This is a genomic window from Candidatus Nitrososphaera gargensis Ga9.2 (genome assembly GCF_000303155.1).
GTDB lineage: Archaea > Thermoproteota > Nitrososphaeria > Nitrososphaerales > Nitrososphaeraceae > Nitrososphaera > Nitrososphaera gargensis.
The window spans coordinates 822027-846285 of record NC_018719.1 but is presented as its reverse complement, the minus strand read 5'-3'; the positions used below and the strand labels follow the sequence as shown (position 1 = coordinate 846285).

The window sequence follows — 24259 nt, the reverse complement described above, 5'->3', positions numbered from 1 at the left end:
GCTGGCTTAACCGACCGAGCCTTCCATTTCGAGCTTGACCAGCCTGTTGAGCTCGACTGCATACTCCATCGGAAGCTCTTTTGTGAACGGCTCCATGAACCCGCCCACTATCATTGACAGCGCATCAGACTCTGAGTATCCTCTGGTCATCAGGTAGAATATCTGGTCTTCTCCTATCTTGCCCACCGTCGCTTCATGGGTGATTGTCGCGTCGTCCTCATTGACCTCGATGTATGGGTACGTGTCTGTCCTAGAGTGCTCGTCCAGCAGCAGAGCATCGCACCTGACGTTTGACTTGACAGCCGTCGCGCCTTTTGCCACATGCAGTAGGCCCCTATACGTCGTCCTGCCAGAGTCCTTGCTCACGGACTTGCTCGTGATCCTTGAAGTGGTGTTTGGCGCAAGGTGCACTGCCTTTGCTCCTGCGTCTTGGTGCTGGTCCTTGCCCGCAAATGCGACTGACACGACTTCGGCGTGCGCGCCCTTGCCAAGCATGTAGACGCCCGGATACTTCATTGTCAGCTTGCTTCCGAGGTTACCGTCGATCCACTCGACTCGAGCGTTTTCATAAGCATAAGCCCTCTTTGTGACAAGGTTGTAGACGTCCTTGCTCCAGTTCTGGATTGTCGTGTACCTGATCTTGGCGCCCTTCTTGGCGATCAGTTCAACGACTGCAGAGTGGAGTGACTCTGTTGTATAGACTGGCGCGGTGCAGCCTTCGATATAGTGTACTTCGGCGCCTTCGTCTGCGATGATAAGCGTCCTTTCAAACTGGCCAATGTTCTCCGCATTTATTCTAAAGTAAGCCTGCAGCGGCAGCTCGACCTTGACGTTTGGTGGGACGTAAATGAACGAGCCACCAGACCACACTGCGCTGTTGAGCGCTGCAAACTTGTTGTCCTCCGGCGGGATCACCTTGCCAAAGTGCTTTTTGACGATCTCGGGATACTCCTTGACCGCCGTGTCGGTGTCGACGAAAATTACGCCCTGCTTTTGCAGGTCTTCTCTCAAATTGTGATAGACGACTTCTGACTCGTATTGAGCGCCAACGCCTGCAAGGAACTTACGCTCTGCTTCTGGTATGCCGAGCTTTTCAAAGGTGTTCCTCACCGACTCTGGGACGTCCTCCCAGCTCTTGCTGCTCTTCTCTGAAGCCTTGGCATAGTAGTAGATGTTTTGAAAGTCGATCTTGCTCAGGTCGCCTCCCCAGTTTGGCATAGGCTTGCTCATGAAGACCTCGTACGATCTCAGCCTGAAATCCCTCATCCAGTCCGGCTCGCCTTTCAGCCTGCTGATCTCTTCGACCGTGCCCCTAGAGAGCCCCTTCTTGCTGAGGTATATGTATAGCTCTGTAGAATCCTTAAAGTCATACTTGCTATAATCCATGTTCAGGTCTTCTTTTGCAGTCATACGCTTGGTATAACGCTGTTATGTTTTATATATATTTTGCATTTTGCGAGCACGCCTCAGAGAATTTGTACAAGCTAACCCCGGAAATCTGCAAAGTCAATCCTTGTGGGCGTTGTTATTTTTCATCTCTAGCGCTCCTTTCCGGACCATAGCCTGTGCGTCTGGCGACAGATCATCCATCTTTAGCTCGCCAGCCTTGAGTTTTTCAATGACCTCCTTGACAGACAGGCTGCTGTTATTACTAGCAGCGGCAACCTGAAGGTCGAGCACGCTCTGGCCGGCCTTTTCTCCCAAGACCCACAGTAGCTCTTCGACCCTGCTGCGGTTGGCTGCAAGGCGCTCGGAGTATTCCTTGAATGCGGCTTCGTTGTGGTCGCGGATGGCCTTGGCCAGCATCTTGGCGATAGAGCTTGACTGGCCTTCCAGCAGGTCTATCCTGAGCCTAATGTCCTTCTCGGCGCGCAAATTACTACCTTCCATTGCAACAGCTAGGGTTATGAACTACTATCGGACTTGTCCGATAGCCTCTTCTTCTTCCTGCTTCACAGACTCATGTTGAATCTCTACAGGCGTAACTTCCCGGCGTTCCACCGGTAGTAGTAACAGCAACATGATCAGCGATTCTAACCCTCGTTGGAGGATGTTGATTGTAGCGTTGTATTCTCTGTCAAGCACAGCTCTGCATTTTGTACAAACATGCGTACGTACTACAAGTGACTTTGGTACTGGATGGCCGCACCTTGAGCAGTCAACCGAGGAATATGCTGGCTCTACTTCAACAACGCGGTTGGCCTTGTACTGCAGCATATTTTTAAAAGCAGACCAGCTTGCGTCCAGGATTTTGCGTGCAAGCCGGTGGTTCCTTGTGAGGTTGGCTACTTTCAGGCCTTCCAGGAATATCAGGTCGTAGCGGCTGGCATAGTACGCTGATAGCTTGTGTAGAAAGTCACGGCGCTTGTTATGGATGCGTTCGTACAATCTGGCAAGCATGTGTCTTGCTTTCTCCCGGTTGCTGCTGCCTGTCTGCCTTCTAGATACCCTCCTGTGAGCTTTTCTCAATGGCCTGAGCATCTTTGTGAGAAGCTGCGGATTGTCTTCAACGTGGTTGTCGGAGTCATGGCAGAACTTGGTAATTCCAACATCTATACCCACAGGCTTTCTATACTTGATTAAGGTTGAGTACATCCTGCGCAGTAGCTGGCATGCCGCAACTGCGTACCATTTTGAATTCTTCCTGCATATTGTAACCTGCTTGACGTTTACCGGCTTTCTATGGAGTACAATCCTTATGCTGCCTATCTTTGACAGGTAGAGCTTTCCATCTTCTTCAATTTTAAAGCCAGACTGGTTGTATGTAAATGCGTTGAAGTCTTCATTCTTTCTGTACGAAAGAAGCTTGTCTTTGGAAGCCTTTCTAGCTGCTGCAACCTGATGTGTTACCATCTGAAGCATCTTGGAATGGTAGTATTTGCGAAGCCAAGGGTGCTGCTCTTTCAACTCAACTAGAGTAAACTGCATATCCTCTTTTGACATATTCTTGTCGAAGAAGTAGTTGTACACCCACCTGCAGCCATCGAGAGTCTGCTCCAGTACAAGCTCCTGTTCTTTCGTTGGATATAGGCGGAACTTGTAGTTGAGCATGTATGTATGTATGCTTCTATTTCACCGGTACCACCTAAAATATGTTACAGCGATTCATCCACGGACTATCTATGACCGGTGGACTTCTCGCCACGTTTCTTTAAAGATATAACGGCGATTCATCCACCGGACTTGTCCGATAGTAGTTCACTCATTTCTTCTCTTGGTCGACCAGAAGGTCCCGCCAGACGCCTTCCACTTTTTGTAGTCGCGCAGTATCGTGATGTGGTCAAACGCGAACTGCTGCCTTTCAATGTCTGCAAGCTCGACCCATTCGATGCCCTCGGCGTCGTCGCCTGCCTTGCCAGAGCCACCTATGATTATCCCGACAAAGACCACGCTCATTATGTGCTTGCGGGGATCGCGTCTTGGGTCTGAATAGACTCCAAGGATGTCGATCGGCTCAACTTCAAGCGACGTCTCCTCCATAGCCTCCCGCTTCATGGCGTCCTCGGCAGTCTCGCCTTCGTTGACAAAGCCGCCGGGCAGGGCTAGCTGTCCCTTGAATGGGTCCTTCTTGCGTCTTATCATCAAAACCTTGGAACCCTGTTGAAGTATGATATCTACAGTCGGGGTCGGGTTGCTATATCTCACAGCCTGATATCAGTAGTGGTATGGTATTAATGGTTCTAATGCTTGCAAAAATTACAATATCAATGTCGATATTCATAACAAGCTCTTTGAAAAATGAAAATGTAACTAAAATTACCATAGTATTTCTGAAATGTGCTAAATTCTTATTAATATGTACCGCCATTAATTATGACATATGTCTGCTGCCATCTTTTTGGAGGCGGAAGAATCTCCTGCACCGCTTACAATTTGCCCAAGGTGCGGGAGGCAGGTAAGGATAGACGGGCACTGCGACTGCGAAGCGATATTTTTCGCAGCCTACAGGCGCAGATGAACAGATGCAGATATACGTACGGGCATTTTTCTAGTTTACACTAGGTAGCTGTGCAGCGTGGTCTGGCCAAGGTGCGACCTGTCTATCCTGCGCGGGCCCATATAATCTGGAAATCCACACTCCATCCCGTAGCTCTTGATTCTATCCTCTAGGCTGCCAATGATCTTTTCCGCATACCGCCTGTTGGCCGCGACATAGTTGGCATCAAGCGGCTCTTCAAAATTGTATATCTGCTTGTACTTTTCGATACCATCAGGGATTTCAAGCAGCCGCAGGACGAGCTTCATGCGCTCCCAGATATCCGTCCTAAGGCGCATCAGCGCACCAAAGACGTAGCGCAGGCCGGCCTCTTTGCAGCTCCTGACCACTGCCTCAAGATCCTCGTCGCTGTCCGTGACAAGCGGGATTATGGGGTCAACGTAGACCCCGCAGCATACCCCGGCATCGGTGAACTTTTTCATGACCTGAAACATCTTGCTTGCAGGTGGAGTCCCGGGCTCGACCACCCGCCTTATCTTTTCATTGCAGGTGGTGATCGACCAAATGATAAAGCAGTTGTCCCTGTACTGCCGGTGGAGCTCCAAGTCGCGCTCGATTATCACAGACTTTGTAAATACAATGTAGGGCACGTTGTATTTCTGGAGTACCTTCACGCACCTTCTTGTAAGCCCGTAGCGGAGCTCTGCCGGCTGGTATGCGTCGGTTGCAGAGGCCACCATTACCGGCTCTATTGTGTCTGACTTCCACTCTGCAAGCTGCCTATCAAGCACCTCTGAGGCGTTGCTCTTGGCGTAGATCTTGTCGTAAAACTCGGGCGACCATTCATACGTGGCGTAGCAGTAGGCGCAGCGGTGGCCGCAGCCCTGGTACGGGTTTATTGCAAGGCCGTTGTAGCTCTTCACCGTAAATGGGTGGATAATAGACTTGCTCTTTTTTTCTTCAAGCGTAGCCGCTCCGCTGTACCAAAGATCTGACATGTTGACGCATGTCAGTGGCATGCCTAATAAAGCAGGGAGCACCGGCAGGGGAGGGGGTGCCTTCCAAAGTATAGTTTTTTATTGTCGCCTGCATTGGGAGCACCTATGATGAAAGTAGGAGTGGTGGGTCTCGGGCTGATGGGTTCTGGTATTGCGACCCGTCTGGCCAGCACAGGTCACTTGATGTCGGTGTACAACCGCTCAAGCGAAAAGGCAAGGCGCTTTTCAAAAAGCGCCAGTATAGCGTCCAGCCCAAAAGAGCTTGCGGACAATTGCGATCTTGTCATAACCGTCGTTACCGACTTTGATGCTGTCAAAGACGTTCTCCTTGGCAAGGGCGGCGTGATTGAATCGACCAACCGCGATCTGATAGTAGCAGACGCAAGCACGATCTCGCCCATGCAGTCTGAGCACTGTGCCAGAGAGCTGCGCAGGGCAGGGATAGAGATGCTTGGCATGCCTGTTATGGGAGGGCCGGCGGCCGCGGAGGCAGGCGATCTCGTGCCGATGGTAGCAGGCCGCAGACAGGCGTTTGAAAAAGCCAAGACGGTTATTGAAAAGTTGGGCAAGACCTTTTACATTGGCGAAAGGGACGGGTCTGCTAACGCTATCAAGCTGGCGCTCAACCTGAACATCGCGCTGATTGCAAGCGCTGTGTCAGAGGGGATAACACTTGCCAAGGGTTCCGGCATTGACCCGGCGATATTTGTCCAGATACTGAACTCGACCTACTTCAAGACTGGCCTTTCTGAAAAGAAGGGACCCAAGATGGTAAAGAACGACTTTACCCCTTCATTCCACCTCAAGAATATGCTAAAGGACTTGGAGCTTGCCACCGGCACCGCGCAGGCCGCCGGCATCACGCTCCCCCAGACTGCGCTTGCGCAGCAGATCTTTAGGGCGGCAAACAACAGCGGCTTTTCCGAGCAGGACTACACTTCTATCTGCGCGTTTCTGGCAAAGATAAACGGGATGGAGAAATGAAGCTTGATAAGCTAAAGGACATCAAGGCAGACGAGTTCATGGTGTTTGCCTCGCTCCCGGACATGGGCAGGGTCGGCGGGCTGGTCTCGTCGTTCCTGTCACAGCACCTAAAGGCAGAGCAGGTAGCAGAGATAACATCAAGCGACAAGCCGTGGGTTTCATATACTGACGGCGTGGTGAAAAGCGCAAGCGACGCTTACAAGATATTCTATGACAAGCGTCACAAGCTGCTGATATTCACCGGCGAGTCGCAGCCGCAGGACCCTGCCGAGCTCCACAGGCTCTGCAACATGCTCCTTGACTATGTCCAGTCGATAGGAGGCAAGGTAACAAGGCTCTACGGCGCCGGCGGCTACCTGCGCGAGCAGGTAACAGGCGCGCCCCGGGTCTGTGGGGTGGTGAACAGGCCGGAGCTAAAGAGGGTTCTTGCAAAGGCAGGCATCGATTTTGTCGGAAACGAGATAACGAGCATAACTTGGTTCAATGGCCTGATCCTCGGGCTTGCAGCAGAAAGGGGCATCGACGCGATCGGGCTGTTTGGTGAGATAGCGGAGACGACCGTTCCCCAGCCGCTTGCCGCAAAGACCATAATCTCGGCTTTTTCGAAGCTGGAGGACATACCGATAGACACCAAGCCGCTTGACAGGCAGTACGAGTCGATTCTTGAAGAGATCCAGAAAACGAAAGGGTCGTCGAAATTCGGGCCTGGCATAGGCTAGATACCATCCACCGCCATCAAGCAGACTATAATAGTCAAGCCAGCCACATACTTGATGATGCTTGCCAAGAAACAACCGACAACAAGATTTGCATTTATACTTGCAATCCTTGCAGCCATCTTTTTTGTAATCGGACTGCCATACCTGTCACATGGTGAAGATTATAGAAACGCGTTGATTGGCGGCATATTATCACTGGTTCTCATTTTCACCGCTTTTGCTTTGACAATAAGAAGGGGTTCGGGCATTGTTGGTTTTATAATGATCATTATAGGCGCTTTCTATGTATATTACAGCCATCAATCCTTCAGGCTTTTGCTCAACAGCATAGCAAATACTGCCACCAATGATGGCACTAGTTCTTTAGCAACACTGCTGTCCAATGTTTCTGGAATGGTAGACTATCTATTTGCTACCGTAATAGTAGGAACCATGATGGTTGCCCTTGGTACAATGACTATTGTAAGGTACTTTAGAAGAACATATCTGAGCGAACCGGTGGCCTACGCGAATACCGGCCGCGCGCAATAATATTAGCACTGAGCTTTTATTCAATCCCTGCGCATTTCCGTAATATCTCAAACTTTGCATCCTTGAGTATTTTTATAACTGCATCAGGATGCATTTCTTTTTCCTTAATCGGCAGCTCTAACACCTGCTTCTGCTTTCTTTGCAATCTCCTTTGATATTTCATTATACTTTGTAAAACTTCTGATAATCTATCGTGATCTGTTTTTTGCTTATCTCCCGCCTTTCGTGATAGCTTGTTTTGAAATTCGTCAGATTCCATGATGTCATCGCAGTAAAGCGAGAATTTGGAACCTAGGACAATAGTATCCCCACTCTCCTTTTGCAGGAATTCACTTGTCTGCAAATAGATTTGTGCTTCCTTCTCTATGAGACTGAATTCAGTTTGGGCTGTCACTATTGCTGCCGTATTGTCATCAGAGTATCTCTCAGTCTTTGATTGTATTATGGAACTAGAACATTATCGCCTTCTGTGATAGGTATTCCTTCTAAAGCATCAGCTATATACCGCTCATCAATCGGCGATATTGCTTCTACAGGTCTAATTATAGCACTTTCTGCCAGTCTGCCTGTAGCTTTGCTTACCAGAATTGTATCTCCTATGATAACACCCAGATTGTTTCTGATCATGCTATCCATTCGGATCACAGTTTTGACTTGAGATGTTCATCACCCGCGCGAGAGAGGAAGGCATCTTGCGTATATCACCCGCTTTGCTCTTAATCGAATTAATATCACCTTCAACGACACCAAGCCTTTTCATAACTTCTTTATCTATTCTAGCTCTGCCAAACCCAATATTCTCTTCCATTACTTTCAGGGAAATTGTCTGAAGAAATTCATCGGTGCTCGTCAGTTGTCAAGCTTGCAAACGCATGCTTTGCTAATATGCATATAATTTGATTATGAAGCTAGAAAGGCAAAGATGCTTTCAGATAGCTATCCATGAATAATCTAAAGTATTTTGACAGATTGTTATTCTGAAATAACTCGCAGCCAGCATTAAATTCTATATCGGTTAAGCTGAGACACAGAGAGAACGCAGACGCAAGAAGTGTCAAAGTCGGTAGTGGGATACCGCGAGATATTGGTGCCCCATGATGGCTCGAGACTTCAGATAGGGCATTGGGACATGCCGTATATATTGCAAAAGCATTAGGGGCTCAATTGACGCTCATGAACGTTATTGAAACAGAGCTAGTACTTCCAAGTTTTGCATTGGCATTCTTAGGCAAGGGCGGTAGTGATGACACCACGGCGACAACGCGGGAGGAGGCAAAAAACAGGATAAGGGATACGATAGAAGAAGGCGTGAAACAAATGCTTGAATAGAGGGTTCAGGCTTGCAGGGACATACTGGAAAAAGGAGAAGACTATAAGATGATGGTGGTATCTTATGAAATCAGGGCAGGCAAGCCCGCTGAGGAAATAATCAAGGCGTCTGAAGAGAACAGATATGATTTGATAGTGATGGGCAGCAGCAAGATAGTTTCACCGGTGCGCATTCTGGGAAGCACTTCAAGACGTGTGCTAGACAACACGAGAAAAAGCCCGTTCTGCTAATACATGAATAAAGTCACTGCCACCAGTCTAGATGCAGCTTTTCATTATTTTTCAAACTGGTAATAATAATGTATCATAAGCATGGTTATTCAAAAAATGTGCAAGAGTACCTTTGAGATAATTTATCATATTTTCGATCAATACGTTACAGCTCTAATATGGTCTCATAATGATTAAGAACATTGCATAATCGTAGTGCTCGATGAACATTCTAAAGAAATCAGTATGGTTATTGGTACCCGCAGCAATAGCCTTAGCAGTACTGGCGACCTTTGGAACATTTAGTCCAATTGCGGCACAGACAACAACATCAGAAAGGGCCAACAACACACCTACAGCGTCAACTGGAAACGCTAGCGGAGGAATGATTGACTGTGAAAACATAGCATCCCAGCTGGGTGGAGTGGTACTTCCAAACCCCACTGACGTATGTGACGTTGCAGTCCCAATGAGAGGATTGGAAGTAACCGACAATGCAACAGGAGCAAACATTAGCAATCTGCTCGTAATTAACCCGATATTCGAGTTCACACCAGTTTCGGGTACAAACACCAGCGGCACTGGCAATAGCACCGAAGATGGTGCCACAAGCAACCAGACTACGACAACAACAACTGGAACAAGTCAGCGGCAGGAGGGCAATGCAACAACTAGTGCAGCAGGCCAAGGTATAGTTTACGGATTTGCAGAAATCGGCGGGCCGGAAGATCAGATTCCATCGTTAATGAGAATTCTATCAAACTCTACTTGGAATGTAGTCGCGGTGCACAACCATGTCACAATGGAGTCGCCAAAAATGATGTTCGTACATGCTGTAGGAGTATCTGACATCGATACCCTTACCAGCGAGGCAAAGTCAATCCTTGACGGCATGGCCGCTCGGCAACGGACTACTACTGCCGGAGAAACGACCAGATCGGAAATGAGAGGAGAATCAAACCAGACCTTATCGTCTTGACTTCCGTCCAGCCAAGACCCCAGATTCGGCAATCTGACAACAACGGGAGGAAAAAATACACAGAGAAGCATGGTTTTCCCTCCCAAATCTTTTTTGCCAAAAGCCAGTGCCAGTACGTTATTCATTCCAGCACATACCACAAATGCAATAAAATACTATTCCATTGAGCCTTTGGCTAAGCAATATTATCATTCTCTAATTAGCGGTGTGCAATGCGGCGGAAGGTTATTCCAAATGACAGACAAATAATCCCAAACGTGGACAGCGGGGATACCAAAAGTAATAACAAAAAGCTGAAGATGGCGCTAGGATCGGGCCAGCCGCAACAGCTGGATAACAGATTCAGGGAAAGAGGGAACAGACCTGTAAGTGTAACCATAAACGTTCCTACGGAAATGAGTATGAACCCAATAGCCTTGTTTCCGCTGGAATTTTTCTGATTCTGTACGTTGCTTTCAGCCAAGGCGGCATGATAGGCTAGAGGATGTTTCTCGACAAGTTCAGGCATAGCAAACCCTAGTTTTTCTGCTACCTTATCTCGTCCCTTGAGTCCCACGTATGCTATTATCAGCCCTGTTGCCGAGAAAAAACATCCCATGGTTGTTAACGGGTTTAATGATTGAGCAGTGGCATCATAAAGAATAATGTAAGTACCATGCAGCATGAGCACGACTCCAAGATAGATCAACAGCTTTTCGCCCGAGATCATCTTGGATCTCTCCTGCTGCGCAACACAAATACTATTTCTTCCCTATCTGCAAGTCCTGCGAGCCTTATTGCACACAATTGATGATTGCTTTTAAGCCTTTGGCTACTGGTCAATGCCTTCGCTATTGAGGTGCCCGTTATCGCAATACCATGTCCCTTTTACATTGCTAAAACCATCAAAGGTCAGCTCATCTTTTTGGACATCGAATTTTTCCTTCTTTATCCCACAGATGCGGCACCGCAATTCTGGAGCAGATGGAATGGGCGACCATATTACCATTTCAATATTCAATCATTCTTGGAACATAGATACTTTTGTGCTTTAGGTTACACAAATTCAACCTAGAACTAAATCTTTGATAATACAAATGACCACTGTCATCTAATGTTAACTAGCCATAGCTTTGCGATAAGCTAAGGATGGAATAATTTTTTCTGGACTAAAACGCGTGCACATATGTATCTCGATATGCTCCACTGGAAACACACACCAGTCAGTGTATTGTCGCGCCCAGCGGTGCATCCTCTGTTATTGTCAAAAAGACTGGCTTGCCTTCCGGCCCATCAGCCGCCAGGAGCATGCCCCTTGAGATGATGCTGCCTATCTTTTTTGGCTCAAGGTTTGTGCATACCACGACCATCCTGCCGACAAACTCCTCCGGCTTGTAGTGCAGTGCGCCCCCGACCGCAAGCTCCCTCTGCTCGCTTCCAAGGTCGATCGTCGCCTTGAAGACCTTCTTCATCCCCTGCATGCTCTCCGCATGGATCACCTTGCCTATCTTCAGGTGCACCTTTGAAAACTCTTCAAACGTGATAAACTGTTCTGACGCTGACTCACTCATACATATACACACAGTCCAAGGGAGGGCGTGCCATTAAAATTGGTTACGTCAATCCGTTTGAAGCGCCGGTGATGATTTTACTGACTGTGTACAAGAATACGGAAAAAATCCCTACGGTCTTTCTTGCTTGATCCTATCGAACGGCTTCATTGCTGCCGGTAGGCTGTCAAGAAGGTCGGTAGCGACGATGTGCAGACCCGACCGCTTGAAGGCAATGCTGCCTGCGACGCCGTTGAGATACACTGCTGCAATCGCCGCGTCAAACGGTTTCATGCCCTTGGCAAGTAGCCCCGCCGCCAAGCCAGACAGCACGTCGCCCGTCCCGCCCACAGTCATTGCCGGCGTCGACCTCCTTATTGTCGCAACTTTGTCGCCGTCTGAAATGACGTTGAGCCAACCCTTCAATGCTACTGTGACGCCGTACTCTTTTGCCTGCCTGCGCACATTTGAAGTCATTTCATCCTTGGTCGTTCCAGAGTCGCAGCCAAAAAGCCGCCTGTACTCGCCTGCATGCGGCGTAACAATGCTGCCTGTGTTTGAAATCTCGCCCAGCACCATAGGGATTAGTGCCGAAGCGTCAAGCAGGATCTTTGTCCCAGCTTCTTTCAGTTTTTTGATAAGCGCGACTATTGCTTCTGGCTCTATGCTCATCCCCATGCCTATGGCGGCTGCATCTGTGCGTTTTGGCAGCATGGCAACAAGCCTGTTTGCCGAGCCCACGGTGAGCTTGTCATCTGGGAGTGGAAGTGCGATTATTGCAGGGGAAAACGATCTGACAGCGGTGATTATCGAGCGCGGGACTGCCGTATAGACCAGATCGGCTCCAGAACGCAGAGCAGCCATCGACGCAAGCACTGGCGCGCCGTGATAGAACCTGCTTCCGCCGGCTACAAGCACTATCCCGTTGTCGCCTTTTCTCGATAGAATCGACCGGGGAGGCATCAACTGCCGGACGAGTTTCGGTGTAACTGCAATTGCCGCTGGCAAATATACTTGCTTTAGTACTTGTACATGGGCGAATAAACTTTCCCAATGCCTTGTGAGGCAGGACCTGATATGCTATGTGCAAAATATCCGATGTAGGTAGAAAGATGTTAGCACAAAAACAACAAGCTGATCGTGCTCACACATACATGTCGCAGGATGCAGGGTGGAACGATCTTACGATCCTGTTAAATAGTTCATGACATATTTTATCATAGAATGACAAGTGGTGGGCGGCACCAGAATTCGCCGCCGCGTATTATGATTGTTGATGATGAAAAAGACATTCTTGCGATTCTAAAATCAGGTCTTGAGACAAAGGGGAATTTCGCGGCAGAGACATTCAATAGCGGCGAGGCAGCTCTGCAGGCTTTTGCAAGTCATGCTCCAGATTATTACGATCTCATACTGACTGACATTAGGATGCCCGGGATGAACGGCTTTGAGCTGTACCGGAGAATAAGAGAAAAGCACCCATCGATACCAATCGCGTTTATCACCGCCTTTGAAATAAACGAGGATGAATTTTCCAAGGTCATGCCCTCAATAAAGGTGAAGGACTTTATCAAAAAGCCGATAAGGATTCCTGAACTGATAGAAAAATTGAATGCAATTCTGGCCGCCGTCTAGTTGGGCTCGGCGTGTATCGTCACTATCGACCCGGGATACTTTGCTCGTATCTGCTTCTCGATATCTGAAACACGCTCATGGATCTGCTCTATTGTCATATCGCTATTGAAAGCGCAGGCCACGTCTATTTTCAGGACGTTTCCGGCGGCCCTGTAGGTTGCGACCCTATCGACCTTTTTGACGTCGCTCGCGCCAAGGATTATTTCCCTTATCGAGTCCTGCATTTTGACATCTGCTACGGGCTCGATGCCGCCTATCTCTGGCATCAGAGGCTCCAAGTGCACGGTAATAGTCTCTGCCCCCTTCAGCCGGCCCCTTATCGAGTCTTCGACCGCGTTGGCTATCGAGTGGGCCTCGGTGAGCGTCGCAGAACGATTGACCTGTATGTGGAGCGAGACATCCATAGAATCGGTTTTGCCGATCTTTGACACGAGGATGTTGTGCACGCCCTTTACCCCGCTTACCCCGCTCGCCGCCTTTTCGATCATAGATTCAGGCGGCAGGTCGGCGTTGTTGCCTGTCGTCGGCTCGAAATGCACGGTGATGTTCCTTGGCCTGACATTAAGACCCGAGCCTGCCAGGCTCTTGGCGATATTGCTTTCCACATGTGCGCTGATATCGTGTGCGTTTTCAAAACTTATTTCAGCCGGTAGCGTGATGGTGGCTTCGACAAAAATCTCCTTTCCTACGCGGCGCATCTTGATGTCGTCACTCCCCAGCACGCCTTCGGTGTCGTTTGCAGCCTGCCTTACCTTTGCAACCAGCTTGGGCGATATTACGTCTGTGAGCTCCATCGCATTCTGATACGCAAACCTGCTGCTAAGATATGCAAGAAAGCTTCCAAGTATCATTGCTGCGACAGAATCGCCATGCCCAAAGCCGGCAGTGACGAGCCACAGTCCTGCAAATGCGACGCTGGTTGAAGCAAGGTCGGCAAATGCATGGTAAAAATCGGCATTCAAGGCAGTCGTGCCGGCGGCAGTCTTTTTCATTGCCCTCCCAAGCACTATTATCCTAAAGCCGTCTACTGCCAGAGTGTAAATTACTGCAGCAAAGCCTATCATGCCTGGGTTGACCAATGGGACTGGTCCCGCAAGAGATATCCTGACGGTGGCCTCATAGATGAAAAATATCGCGACCACAAATAGTGCGGTGCCGCCTATAAACCCGCCTATGGTTTCGATCTTGCCATGGCCATAAGTATGGTCGATGTCTCTTGGCTTGAGTGCAAGTGTGGTGGCGATTATCAGGATTGCAGTCACCACCGCGTCAAGCAAGGCGTGGGTGCTGTCTGTTATTAGAGCAAGGCTGTTAGTGAAAATGCCAGCGGTAAACTCGAACACAAAGACAGACGTGATGGCGACAAGCGACAGTCGTAAGGCATTTCTCTTGATGGCTCCAGCATCGGCTGTCTTTAACCGCTCTGCCACTGTTAACAAGATACAAAGTAAAAATTGTTATTTAGGCATTTGTGTTTCCACTAGCTACCAAAATTATAACAAGCTAATTTCAAAAATAAGTGGCGGATCTAATTCAAAGTCGGTAGTTGTACCACTGCTGACAAAATCCTCCGTCTGGCCAGAATGAAAAAGGCATCATCCTGACTATCATAGAAGCCCGCTTTTCGGACATTCGAACTTGTAGAGTTTTGATGGAACTATGTATCTCCAATAAAATGTTATTACCTATTGCGTGTGAGAATACTAGAAAATGTACTGGTTTAAGCAACTGGGCAGATACGCCTTGTTGTCGCTGTCAGTGACACTAATAACAATATCATATTGGCACGAGCACCCAATTCGGTACGAAGTACTTGGATTTTCACCACCTTTCCCTCGACAGGAAATTGGCGATGATATCCGTGATGGTGTTAATGTAAACGGAGTTAAACTTGTGCAGACAAGAGATGAATATGGTGATGCTTTAGACAATTCTACTGATATACAGAGGATCACTTACTTGAGTAACGGAATGAACTTAAATGCAACGCTTTGGTTAGGTGCCAACGTCGGAAATAGTTCCTCTCTAAATGGAATCGATGCCGCAGTCTATGGAATGCTAATTGATGTCGATTCAAATTTGCAAACTGGGAAGGAAGGGGTAGATTACCAAATGGAAATCCAGTGGCATAATGAAACTGAAAATTGGAATAAGGTATTTGTAGAATACTCTTCGCTTGGTCATCTTAGAGTCTTAGATATAGGAAGGAACCACACATCATCTCTTGTCACTGATGTACCGTATGCGATGCTATCACTTGATTTGGATGATATAGGTTTTCCCGATGGATTCAAGATAATGTATTATCAGTACTTGGCAATAACGAGTTTGTGAGCAGCTTTTTAGTCGATTGTTGAAGGGCGTCCCTGGCAACAGCTAAAGCTGCCACCAGAGACGCATGGTTTGTGAGAACCCTGCCAATCCAGTGCGGTACATTTACCCAAGAACCTACCGACAAACATTTTTTGACACATGAGAGAGTACTTGGTAATGCAGTAAACGTACTGCTGCCAGTCTTCAGGCCAGCCGATTTCAGAAAAAGGCGGTATTCAGTAGTCGATATAGCAAATTCTGTGGTCTATGCCTGTACCGGTGGGACATCCATAACACAAGCCTGCTGTACTCTGGCCAGCACCCCGTCCAGGAGGGATGTCCAGTACCACGTGTCCAAGATTGACATTTCGTGGATTCAGTCGGCCGCCAACAGGCTGCTGCAGAAAAGGGTGGCGGAGACCCTGCACAATCGAGCTGTCGACATAGCCATCGACATGACAGACGTTCCCTACCACGGCGAGCCTGAGAATGAGGGGGATGTCAGACGCGGCAGGGCCAGGAGCGGCACGACCCACTTTTTCACGTACGCCAGCGCCTACGTGATGCTCCATGGAAGGAGGTTCACCTTGGCCACCAGGTACATCCGGGAGGGGGAAGCACTGGTTGGAGTAGTCAGGTACCTGCTTGCAGAGGTACAGAAGGCGAGCATCGTGATAAAATGCCTGTTCCTTGACAAGGGGTTCTTTACAGCAGCTGTAATGAGCTACCTCAATTCCATGCGTATCCCGTACATCATAGCCGCTTTTCCAAGAGGCAGGAAAGGCGGCACGTTATCCAGACTGACCCGGAAAAGAAGGGATAGTTTCGTCGTACCGGACTGCGAAATGACAGATTCTGCCACCGGCGAGAAATGCACATTCAGGCTGTATGCCGTTGCCAAATACCGGAAGAAAAGGTACAGGAAGAAACGCGGCGTCCAGTACATGTACTATGCCGCAGGCCTTGTCAATATCCCGGTAGGGCGGATGTTTGACGAGTACCGGAGGAGATTTGGCATAGAATCGTCATACAGGGCGATGGGAAAGAGCAGGGCCAGGACGTCATCCAGGAGTCCAGCACTGCGCTTCCTCTATGTTCTGGCATCGCTTGTTATACAGAATGAGTGGGTGTACATCAAGTGGCAGTACCTCAGCAAGGCGACGCGCGGAAGGTACGGGAGAAGATACGATGCAGAATTTACGTACTTTCATATGCTGCTTTTTCTGCGGCTGGGACTGGAGCAGAAATACGGCGCGGTGTACTCGGTACAGATCAAAAACAGCAGGTCAGTTATAATTGATGGTGGCTAATTGCCAGGTACTGATTATGCCATAGTGGTTTACAACTATTCAAACATGATCATAGACCTTACGAGCTGGATTGATATCCCCCCGGAAAAATTTAGTTTATCTACCCTACCAAATCCGGTGGTATTGCGACAAGGAGAACAGAAGAACATTGGCGTTCAATTGGAGTCTGCTTCAGGATTTATTCCGAAGGTCGTCGATTATCTGCCCATCAACAACTATCCTAACATAGAAATACACTATGATGAAGATTCATCAAATAATAGCAGTAGAATTAATGGCCCGGCACCATTTAAGATTAAAGTTTCTGAAAATGCGCAGATTGGTCAGTATGTTGTGCCTGTAATAACAAACATATCGACAGGCTCGATCTTTCCGTCTAAATTCCTCGAACTTGCTAATTTCAATTTTTCAATACCCGCAGAGGGAAATATTGTACAAGAAGTGAATCTAACAATATCTGTGGTTGAACCATTAACTTTTCAGGAGCAGATCAAGGAGTTCTGGAGTGCGTATGGCGCTATCATAAGTCTAGTAGGAGCAGGATTCGGCGGAGCTCTGGCAACATACGTACTTGACTATTTTAAGAATCGTAAGCTGTCAAAAAAGAGAACAGCAATATGATAAAGTCCAGCGAAAACTATGAACAGGCGACGCCTGAAAGGCATTGTATAATACTAGTATAGATACATCGTGCTATCACTGATTAGAGCCATATACTTATCGTATGACTACGCGACAGTAAGAGTAAGAACAAAAGCACAAATGCATATAACATTTGGTTACTTAATACACGAACAGTGCGACCTAATAACATAATAAGGATTTTGGAAACTGTACTTTCATTTCTTGCGTTGATGCCTATGGTTGCAGGTTTTGTCCCTGCTGATGGCACTACTAATAGTTCTTCTTTGCTTCCACAGGGCAATTCGACCTTTCTCAACGATGGCAAGATAACGAATTCAAGTGCTATCACAATAGAAGATGATGCTAATATGACAATAACATGCTGTCTTCCGTTACTTTTGGCTCCAATCGCTGCATCTGGGAACAATGTCTATGTCGTATGGTGGGATAACAAGACAGAAAATTGGGAGATATTCTTTGCAAGAAGCACTGATAATGGGAGGACATTTGAGCAGCCATTAAATCTAAGCAACAATACAGGGCGTTCAGAGAATGCACAGGTAGTTGCATTGGATGAAAATGTCTATGTAACATGGTGGGATAATACGACTGGCACAAGGGAGGTCTTTTTTAGAGCTAGTGAGGATAACGGAAAGACTTTTGGTCATGCAATTATTTTAGAAAGCACCCGCAGTATGGACTTTACTTCTAACTGAAAGCAAAATTGCCAGAAGAATTGTTACAGACTAGGCTTTGATGTCATTCACAGTTGTCGAAGCCTTAGTCAAATTGGGTTGTTATTAAACAAAGCCGATAATAGTAGTAGTTCAACAATAGTAAAAAGGTGCTTTTTCAAAACTTTAAATCTCAAATCGAATTAAAATGGGTAAAGGCACACCGATCTAGCGCCTCAATTCGTGCTTCCTTGATAGTTAACATTCGCTGTTAACTGTCCCTAATTCAAATCAAGCTGACTTTTTAGATTCTTGTATCTGTTTCTGACGGTCACTTCGGTGACGCCGGCTGCTTCCGCAATGTCTGTCTGAGTCCTGCTTTCGCCGGTGTTAAGGCATGCAAGATACAGCACCGATGCCGCAAGCCCCATCGGGTCCTTGCCAGCAGATATACCGCTCTTGGTGACACCCTTCATTATGTTCATGGCAACGCGCTTTGTTCGCTCGCTCAGGTTAGCTCTGTTTGCCACCCTGACAATGCATTTCATCGGGTCGATCATTGGGATCTTGAGATCGAGCTCCATCACAACGAGCCTGTATATTCTCGCAAGATCCTTGCGCTTGATGTTGCCAATTTCTGCAATATCTTTCAACGTCCTAGACGCGCCGGTTTCCCTGCACGCTATGTAAAGTGCTGCGCCAACCATGGCCGATATTGTTCTTCCCCGGACAAGGCCGCGCTCTTGAGCCTTTCTGTAAATGTATGCAGTTTTTTCGATCACCGCGTCTGAAACGCCAAGCTTGTCCTTGAGCCTGTCAAGCTCAGAGAATGCCTGACGGAGGTTCCTGTCGGTAGGCGAATGAGCCTGTGTACGAAAGTCCCAGGCCCTAAGCCTGCCCATCGTCGAGCGCATCGCAACATCAATTGCGCGTCCGCTGGCGTCCTTGTCTGTTCTACCGATTACCGTAGACAGACCCATGTCGTGGCGGGCCAAAGAGCTTGGTATCCCTGTTCTGCTCCTGTCGTTTGCTTCTTCGCCTGTAAAAGCTCGCCATTCAGGGCGGCTTTCTTGTGCTTTGTCTGACAGCACTAGTCCGCAATTCCTGCAAATGATTTCGCCGGACTCGGGATCTGTGACCGTCTGATCGGATTTACATATACTACACAATATTGCCGTTTGCATTTTTTCTAGAATGAGGTAACATTACTATCGTAATTCAACCTAATAAATAATGCTGATCTGGAAATATTTTTGATATAACGCCATGACGGCTTGGAATTGTATCTATTAGCAAAACTACTATAAATTTATCAATATATTCCTGACCATTCTGGCATTTGTGTACTGCATGAATTTGGCAATTTATCCAAGCAAGGTTTCAGCTATAGCCTTGCTATTAACCGGGCAAGTTGCCCCAGTTGGACTGGTTTTATCAAGATTGAGATCTTTTTGCCATTAAAAAACTTGTTTTCTGCAAGCTCTTTTTTTGCGTCTTCATAGGCCGTGACTATCAGTATTCTTGCCATTGGGTCTTTTTGCAGAATTTTTTCAGCAGCTTGAAGCCCATTCATGTACCCAGGCAGCCTATAGTCCAGAAGGACGAGGTCTGGCTGATATGCTTCATAGTCACGCAGTATCTCGTTAGCAGTGGGCGCGCTAACCTCGATTCTATATCCCCTCCTTTCAAGAAAGTCCCGATAAACCAGCAGGATGTCTTCCTCGTCTTCTATCAGCATTATAGTCTGGACCTTGTCCTGCTGCCTTAACCCCACGATACAAAGTGTCTGTCATCCTATATAACGATCTTTTGTAATTGTAGGCACTCTGTCTGACCCTAATGCTAACTTGGTTTTATAGCAGTAAAAGATGCTCTGGGAGATTCTTGTTGCCTAAGTTGCGGGTTGCAAACTTACCTTGAATGTGAACCATGCAAGTTTCAGCACAATGGGCTTGTCTTCGGTCTCTGGTACTGAAGGAGTGATGATGCTTGGCTGACCACGTAGGAAATCAAGGTTGAGCAGGCCATACCCAAACAAGTCGTCCTTGCCCTTGTCACCCAGATCTTTTGCAGTATACCTCAGTACGTTTCTTATCTCGTCGTTTGTCCATGCGCCATCGCCATCCACCATACCTGTATTGCCCCATGCCTTTTCATCGCTTCCAAATAGCAGAGCTATGGCACCGGTGACAAACGGCGTGGCCATAGATGTGCCGCTCGATAGCCGATACCCTCCACCAATGGCGGCAGACTTGATTCTGGAGCCGGGGGCGACAAGCTCCACTTCGCTTCCAGTCATCGAGAACGATGACAGCTCGTTGTCCTCTGTTACCGAACCGACACCAATCACCTGCTCATAGGCTGCAGGGTATAATACGTTTCCATTTCCATTGCCAACAGCCGCGACAAGCACTAGCCCATACTCGTTGTAAGCAGATTCTACTGCTTTTGCCAGAGCCTTGCTGCCACTATTGCCAGTGATGCTCATTGTAACAATGTCTATGCCGTTTTCTATTGACCAGCCGATCCCTTTGACAAGGCCGCTGAATGAGCCCTTGCCTCTTTCATCTGACACCTTTATTGCATAGATCTCGGCGTCTGGCGCGACTCCAACAATCCCCCTGCCGTCCCTTGCAGCAGCAAGTATGCCTGCAACATGCGTGCCATGCCCATTGTCATCCATTGGGTCATTGTCGTTGTTGATAAAATCATATCCCCCCTTGTAGTTTGGAGCAAGCTCTGGGTGGTTGTAGTCTATGCCAGTGTCAAGGACTGCTATCTTGACACCCCTGCCAGTATAGTTTGACAAATGCGCCGGCTCTGCGCTGATGTCCTTCAGAGCCCACGATTCAGCATATTCAGATGTGCTTGCTTCTTCGGCAATCTCAAACCGCCCATCACTCTCTACAAACTCTATCGCAGGGTTCTGTTCTAGACTGGTTAAAGCACGCTGTGAAACAATTGCATAAAGCATTCCCATGTTTTTGAATTCTTCAAATATTCTACCTCCAGCCGTAACAACTATGGCGGGGTTATACTTGCCATCTGCAAAAGAAACGATTACAGCAGCATTCTGCGAAACATACGTAGTAAAGGAAGGAGCAAGCAGTATTAATGTAATTAGGAAAAATGCAATATAGTACATTCTTCTTAAAGATCATATAGTGTAATCTATCTTAATAATTATCTAGAACAATATTCTAAATAGTTCTGGACAAAACAATGACAATTTCTTAACATTCAGCATATGAATTGCCTATTATCTCATGATTATGCATATAAAATGACGAATTGTCACTGCTTGAAATCAGTGCAAGCTGCAACTGCCTTGTTTTCTAGTAGAATCGTTATGCATTTTATTTAACGTGGCAAATGTGTGGTTCTTTTGACTTGATCATTGTATTCAAGGAAGCGCCGCATCATCTGAGTAAGATGACAACGCAAGATGCCTGCTCATTCAGTGTCATGGGCAAACCGCTTGTGCTTTATAACATTGCCAAGCTTGCATCACGCAAAAGCATCGACGGCGTTTTGTTCCCGGAGGGCTATACTCATGTAGCCAACGTCATATCCGCTAGCTACCCTTCAATGCGGGTTGACGAATACAAAGATAAGGCGTTTATCTCTGCCACAGGCGATCTTCTCGAATTGCCGCTCAACTCCATAATTGTAGAGTCCAGCATGGGCGATTTGGTTGCCGACCAGATGATGTACCCATGGGACCTTTTGAGGATAATGAATAAGGTACTCGAGTCAGAGGTCAAGACGACATTGATATCACCAAACGCTACCATCTGCAGGTCTTCCATAATCAGCGGCCCATGCATAATAGAAGATGGCACTTTTATCGACGACTTTTGCAAGATAAAGGGGCCGATCTACATAGGAAAGAACAGCAAGGTGGGAACCGGAAGCCTCCTTAGAAACTGCATGGTTGGCAGCGAATCAAGCATAGGCTTTAACTGCGAAATAGGAAGGTCATATCTGGCAGGCAAAAATAAGATAGCACATCACAATGTCATTCTTGACAGCATAATAGGAGAAGGCACTTGGATGGGAGGATATGTAGGGACTACTAACGTTCTATTGAACAGCAAGAACGTGAAATACAAGGTTGGCGATCAGCTGATAGACACTGGTCTGCACCACTTTGGCGCGGTAATTGGTACAAATTGCATGATTGGAGCAGGCGTGATAGTACTGCCTGGTCGTTACATCCCTTCAAACTCTGCGATACAAGCCGGTACAATCGTCTCAAAGTAGGTGATCCCCTCTTTTCAAGCGCCCATATTTCTTGCGGACTTTGTCAAGTGCCTCATCAGTTGCCTTGCTATCAACCTCGACTCTGAAGATTTTGCTGCCTTCTATGTACAGCCGAATCCTCGATCCTGCTTTTGCGCCTATCATATCTTTTGGCACATCAAATTTTTTGCCATCATCGGAATAAACGACGGCATAGTTGCCTTCGAACCTGTCTAGACTGGCCTTGACGACTTCCATATCCTTCCACTATTTATCAACACAATCAATGAAATTAAGGAGATGCTTGTAATCAAAAGCGCATATTCAAACTCCGGCACGACAACTATCTTGCCGCTTTCCACAGTTTCCAGAGTATAGTCGCTGCTGCCGTTGGTCGTGAGAACTATTGTTCCATCAATGTCAGTCCGGAATATGTGTTGCACGCCTGCCGCATTTATTCTGTCAAGCGACTCGTCGTGCGGGTGCCCGTAATCGTTGTCAGCACCCGCGTAAATGACGATAACTTCAGGAGACGCGGCTTCGAGGTATTGCGCTGTGTTTGATCCCCTGCTTCCATGGTGGGAAGCCACCAATATGTCGACATCAATATCTTTACTTGATAATCTTGATTCTGTCTCTAGCTCAATGTCACCGGGGAATATCGCTGTAAATTCGCCGTATGTAAGCTTGATTACCACGGAATTGTTGTTAAACTCTTCTTCATTATAAGCTCTGTCTGGCAGCGTTGCTGGTGGATTGAGGACTCGAATATCGATGTTAGGATCAAGCTCTATCGAATCTCCTTCATGGACAGAAACCAACGGTATCTGGTTTGACTCGATCGTCTCTACAAAGTCTAGAAAGGTCTGTGTGGTGTGAACCTGACCTGAATCTATTATTTGGCCAACATCCATTGCGTCAATGACGCCAATCAGACCACCGATGTGATCTGCGTGCGGGTGCGTGGCCACCATGACATCTATCTTGCTGACATTGTGTTCTTGCAGTGCAGACAGCACTGTTTTGTCTTGATCACGTTCACCTCCGTCAATCAGCAGAGTTTTTCCATTTGGAAGTATGATTAGAGTAGAATCACCCTGTCCCACGTCGATAAACACGATTTTCAATGCGCCATCTTCTTCAGTAGCAAAGGCATGTATCGGAAGTAATGCTGTTGCGAGCAATATAGCCACCAATAGCTGCAATTGCCCTGCAATCCAGCAAACAAGTAATAATGTCTTGTGGAGCTAGAGCTGGCTTAGTGTCACCGGTACTTTATTGCTAACATGCGTTTTTTCAACGGATTTTAAAAATTCCTGTATGTTTGCTGTTGGCTTGGACATTATCCTGCCAATTATGTTGACAGGCGAGTAGGGTAGTATCTTGCCCTGCTTGCTTATAGGTGTTAGACCATAGAAAAAGCATAGTGCACTTCCTTCAGGCCAGTACGCGACATCCAGCAAGCTCACCACTGATTTGGCATTCTCCTCTCCTGCTTTAACAGGTGTCTCGTCTGTATAAAGCTCGTCGCCCCACCTATTTACCGTCACCTTTATGGGCAGATTGTTAATTATGGCCCTGACAGTTTTTGGCGACTGCGAATCGTCAAGCTCTATTATGACCTTTTCATGCAGTTCCGAGAACTCTAGCGATACCGCCTTTCTCATCCTTACAGATAAAATGTGAGTGGAGGTTTTTCTATGTTGTTCCTTCTGCCGTGGCTGCTGCCACTTTGGCGACCTGTTGCACACTTTTTTGAAACGGCATAGAATAGTCAGGCAAGCCCAGAGCCACGGTCTTGTCCTTGTGTATCGCATACATCCTGCCGTCGTATGTGCACTTTATTATCGGGAGAACCTTCATGTCCGCGACAATGTCTGCAACCTTATAGTACTCTAGCAGCTTGCGGCTTTCATAAACAGTTTTATTTTTTCGCCGGAACCTCTTTTTGCTCATGAACTTGAATGCAAGTATGATGTGCCTCTTTGGGTAGATGCTAAACATGTTGCGGACGATCAGGCAGCGCTCTATCTGATCCTGCGGCACATAAAGTATGTCGCTTGTCCCTGACTTGGCTTCAATGATCAATAGTATGCCGCTGGTATTGTTGACTGCGACAATGTCGGGCAGACCAGTGCTTGAGCCTCCAAGGCGCCGGGCGTGCCAAACCCCATTGTTCAGCCTCTGTACAAGCGTATGTTCATAGCTGTAACCTCTGCTGCGACGAAGGTTTCCCAATCAGCTA

29 protein-coding genes and 1 pseudogene are annotated in these 24259 nt (G+C 47.5%); 12 read left to right on the top strand and 18 right to left on the bottom strand.

Annotation, left to right across the window (positions count from 1 at the left end):
• Window positions 1–6: 6 nt before the first annotated feature.
• The 4 genes from sufB to NGAR_RS04925 form a co-directional block, all read right to left on the bottom strand.
• Complete coding sequence (gene sufB, locus NGAR_RS04940) at window positions 7–1410, bottom strand: Fe-S cluster assembly protein SufB (protein ID WP_015018565.1); 1404 nt, start codon at window positions 1408–1410, stop codon at window positions 7–9.
• Window positions 1411–1506: 96 nt separating this feature from the next.
• Window positions 1507–1890 carry a hypothetical protein gene (locus tag NGAR_RS04935; protein WP_148681010.1) on the bottom strand — a complete coding sequence of 128 codons (384 nt, stop codon included), beginning with the start codon at window positions 1888–1890 and terminating at the stop codon, window positions 1507–1509.
• A 24-nt stretch (window positions 1891–1914) separates the two neighbouring features.
• Complete coding sequence (locus NGAR_RS04930; RefSeq protein ID WP_015018563.1) at window positions 1915–3051, bottom strand: RNA-guided endonuclease InsQ/TnpB family protein; 1137 nt, start codon at window positions 3049–3051, stop codon at window positions 1915–1917.
• A gap of 147 nt (window positions 3052–3198) precedes the next feature.
• Window positions 3199–3645: an NUDIX domain-containing protein gene (locus tag NGAR_RS04925; protein ID WP_015018562.1), complete on the bottom strand. Its 447-nt coding sequence runs from the start codon at window positions 3643–3645 to the stop codon at window positions 3199–3201.
• 175 nt (window positions 3646–3820) lie between these two features.
• Here NGAR_RS04925 and NGAR_RS17220 point away from each other — a divergent pair, with 175 nt between their 5' ends.
• On the top strand, window positions 3821–3958 hold the full coding sequence (locus tag NGAR_RS17220; RefSeq protein ID WP_187147670.1) for a hypothetical protein: 138 nt from the start codon (window positions 3821–3823) through the stop codon (window positions 3956–3958).
• 35 nt (window positions 3959–3993) lie between these two features.
• Here the strand turns inward: NGAR_RS17220 and NGAR_RS04920 are convergent, their stop codons facing one another.
• Window positions 3994–4935, bottom strand: coding sequence for an SPL family radical SAM protein (locus NGAR_RS04920; RefSeq protein ID WP_015018560.1), 942 nt, complete (start codon window positions 4933–4935; stop codon window positions 3994–3996).
• Between the two features lie 105 nt (window positions 4936–5040).
• Here NGAR_RS04920 and NGAR_RS04915 point away from each other — a divergent pair, with 105 nt between their 5' ends.
• Genes NGAR_RS04915 through NGAR_RS04905 form a run of 3 tightly spaced genes read left to right on the top strand, consistent with a single transcriptional unit; the run spans window position 5041 to window position 7169 of the window.
• Window positions 5041–5919 carry an NAD(P)-dependent oxidoreductase gene (locus NGAR_RS04915; RefSeq protein WP_015018559.1) on the top strand — a complete coding sequence of 293 codons (879 nt, stop codon included), beginning with the start codon at window positions 5041–5043 and terminating at the stop codon, window positions 5917–5919.
• A complete protein-coding gene (locus NGAR_RS04910) occupies window positions 5916–6638 on the top strand; it encodes a PAC2 family protein (protein WP_015018558.1) in 723 nt (240 codons plus the stop codon). The genes NGAR_RS04915 and NGAR_RS04910 overlap by 4 nt, the downstream gene beginning before the upstream one ends.
• A gap of 54 nt (window positions 6639–6692) precedes the next feature.
• On the top strand, window positions 6693–7169 hold the full coding sequence (locus NGAR_RS04905; protein WP_015018557.1) for a hypothetical protein: 477 nt from the start codon (window positions 6693–6695) through the stop codon (window positions 7167–7169).
• Between the two features lie 16 nt (window positions 7170–7185).
• On the opposite strand, the gene NGAR_RS04900 is transcribed toward NGAR_RS04905, so the two are convergent.
• Both NGAR_RS04900 and NGAR_RS04895 read right to left on the bottom strand, forming a co-directional pair.
• Window positions 7186–7563 carry a hypothetical protein gene (locus NGAR_RS04900; protein ID WP_015018556.1) on the bottom strand — a complete coding sequence of 126 codons (378 nt, stop codon included), beginning with the start codon at window positions 7561–7563 and terminating at the stop codon, window positions 7186–7188.
• A gap of 47 nt (window positions 7564–7610) precedes the next feature.
• Entirely contained in the window at window positions 7611–7805 is a 195-nt protein-coding gene (locus NGAR_RS04895) for a hypothetical protein (protein WP_015018555.1), read from the bottom strand.
• Window positions 7806–8285: 480 nt separating this feature from the next.
• On the opposite strand from NGAR_RS04895, the pseudogene NGAR_RS19290 reads away from it, so the two are divergent.
• Together NGAR_RS19290 and NGAR_RS04880 are read left to right on the top strand one after the other, a co-directional pair.
• Window positions 8286–8729, top strand: a pseudogene (locus NGAR_RS19290) (universal stress protein); the annotation flags it as partial.
• 202 nt (window positions 8730–8931) lie between these two features.
• Window positions 8932–9687, top strand: a complete 756-nt coding sequence (locus NGAR_RS04880) for a DUF1259 domain-containing protein (protein WP_148681007.1) — start codon at window positions 8932–8934, stop codon at window positions 9685–9687.
• A 199-nt stretch (window positions 9688–9886) separates the two neighbouring features.
• Here NGAR_RS04880 and NGAR_RS04875 read toward each other — a convergent pair whose 3' ends face one another.
• The 3 genes from NGAR_RS04875 to NGAR_RS04865 form a co-directional block, all read right to left on the bottom strand.
• On the bottom strand, window positions 9887–10396 hold the full coding sequence (locus tag NGAR_RS04875; protein ID WP_015018549.1) for a hypothetical protein: 510 nt from the start codon (window positions 10394–10396) through the stop codon (window positions 9887–9889).
• Window positions 10397–10889: 493 nt separating this feature from the next.
• Window positions 10890–11237, bottom strand: coding sequence for a methionine--tRNA ligase (locus NGAR_RS04870; RefSeq protein ID WP_015018547.1), 348 nt, complete (start codon window positions 11235–11237; stop codon window positions 10890–10892).
• 111 nt (window positions 11238–11348) lie between these two features.
• The gene (locus NGAR_RS04865; RefSeq protein ID WP_015018546.1) at window positions 11349–12224 is read right to left on the bottom strand and encodes an NAD(P)H-hydrate dehydratase; all 876 of its coding nucleotides are present in this window, start codon (window positions 12222–12224) and stop codon (window positions 11349–11351) included.
• A 216-nt stretch (window positions 12225–12440) separates the two neighbouring features.
• Between NGAR_RS04865 and NGAR_RS04860 the strand changes: the two genes are divergently transcribed.
• Window positions 12441–12851, top strand: a complete 411-nt coding sequence (locus NGAR_RS04860; protein ID WP_015018545.1) for a response regulator transcription factor — start codon at window positions 12441–12443, stop codon at window positions 12849–12851.
• On the opposite strand, the gene NGAR_RS04855 is transcribed toward NGAR_RS04860, so the two are convergent.
• A complete protein-coding gene (locus NGAR_RS04855) occupies window positions 12848–14281 on the bottom strand; it encodes a cation-efflux pump (RefSeq protein ID WP_015018544.1) in 1434 nt (477 codons plus the stop codon). The two genes, NGAR_RS04860 and NGAR_RS04855, sit on opposite strands and share 4 nt — an antisense overlap.
• A 328-nt stretch (window positions 14282–14609) precedes the next feature.
• On the opposite strand from NGAR_RS04855, the gene NGAR_RS04850 reads away from it, so the two are divergent.
• The 4 genes from NGAR_RS04850 (at window position 14610) to NGAR_RS04835 (ending at window position 17814) form a co-directional block, all read left to right on the top strand.
• Window positions 14610–15185: a hypothetical protein gene (locus NGAR_RS04850; RefSeq protein WP_187147666.1), complete on the top strand. Its 576-nt coding sequence runs from the start codon at window positions 14610–14612 to the stop codon at window positions 15183–15185.
• A 71-nt stretch (window positions 15186–15256) separates the two neighbouring features.
• Window positions 15257–16474, top strand: coding sequence for a hypothetical protein (locus NGAR_RS04845; protein WP_015017779.1), 1218 nt, complete (start codon window positions 15257–15259; stop codon window positions 16472–16474).
• The gene (locus NGAR_RS04840) at window positions 16475–17095 is read left to right on the top strand and encodes a hypothetical protein (RefSeq protein ID WP_148681005.1); all 621 of its coding nucleotides are present in this window, start codon (window positions 16475–16477) and stop codon (window positions 17093–17095) included. It abuts the gene before it with no gap.
• A 203-nt stretch (window positions 17096–17298) separates the two neighbouring features.
• Window positions 17299–17814 (top strand): sialidase family protein, encoded by a 516-nt coding sequence (locus NGAR_RS04835; RefSeq protein ID WP_148681004.1) that lies wholly within the window; start codon window positions 17299–17301, stop codon window positions 17812–17814.
• A gap of 239 nt (window positions 17815–18053) precedes the next feature.
• Here the strand turns inward: NGAR_RS04835 and NGAR_RS04830 are convergent, their stop codons facing one another.
• The 3 genes from NGAR_RS04830 to NGAR_RS04820 all read right to left on the bottom strand — a co-directional run bounded on the left by NGAR_RS04830 (window position 18054) and on the right by NGAR_RS04820 (window position 20917).
• Complete coding sequence (locus NGAR_RS04830; protein ID WP_148681003.1) at window positions 18054–18956, bottom strand: transcription initiation factor IIB; 903 nt, start codon at window positions 18954–18956, stop codon at window positions 18054–18056.
• A 200-nt stretch (window positions 18957–19156) separates the two neighbouring features.
• Window positions 19157–19546, bottom strand: a complete 390-nt coding sequence (locus tag NGAR_RS04825) for a response regulator (protein ID WP_015018539.1) — start codon at window positions 19544–19546, stop codon at window positions 19157–19159.
• A 117-nt stretch (window positions 19547–19663) separates the two neighbouring features.
• Window positions 19664–20917, bottom strand: coding sequence for a S8 family peptidase (locus NGAR_RS04820; RefSeq protein ID WP_015018538.1), 1254 nt, complete (start codon window positions 20915–20917; stop codon window positions 19664–19666).
• Window positions 20918–21204: 287 nt separating this feature from the next.
• Here NGAR_RS04820 and NGAR_RS04815 point away from each other — a divergent pair, with 287 nt between their 5' ends.
• Window positions 21205–22035: an LbetaH domain-containing protein gene (locus NGAR_RS04815; protein ID WP_187147664.1), complete on the top strand. Its 831-nt coding sequence runs from the start codon at window positions 21205–21207 to the stop codon at window positions 22033–22035.
• On the opposite strand, the gene NGAR_RS04810 is transcribed toward NGAR_RS04815, so the two are convergent.
• The 4 genes from NGAR_RS04810 to NGAR_RS04795 all read right to left on the bottom strand — a co-directional run bounded on the left by NGAR_RS04810 (window position 22027) and on the right by NGAR_RS04795 (window position 24252).
• Entirely contained in the window at window positions 22027–22272 is a 246-nt protein-coding gene (locus NGAR_RS04810; RefSeq protein ID WP_015018536.1) for a DUF3006 domain-containing protein, read from the bottom strand. The two genes, NGAR_RS04815 and NGAR_RS04810, sit on opposite strands and share 9 nt — an antisense overlap.
• The gene (locus NGAR_RS04805; protein WP_228369297.1) at window positions 22248–23198 is read right to left on the bottom strand and encodes a ComEC/Rec2 family competence protein; all 951 of its coding nucleotides are present in this window, start codon (window positions 23196–23198) and stop codon (window positions 22248–22250) included. Before NGAR_RS04805 ends, NGAR_RS04810 begins: the two co-directional genes overlap by 25 nt.
• Before the next feature lie 63 nt (window positions 23199–23261).
• Complete coding sequence (locus NGAR_RS04800) at window positions 23262–23681, bottom strand: cyclophilin-like fold protein (RefSeq protein WP_015018534.1); 420 nt, start codon at window positions 23679–23681, stop codon at window positions 23262–23264.
• Window positions 23682–23712: 31 nt separating this feature from the next.
• Entirely contained in the window at window positions 23713–24252 is a 540-nt protein-coding gene (locus NGAR_RS04795) for a hypothetical protein (protein WP_015018533.1), read from the bottom strand.
• Window positions 24253–24259: the final 7 nt, after the last annotated feature.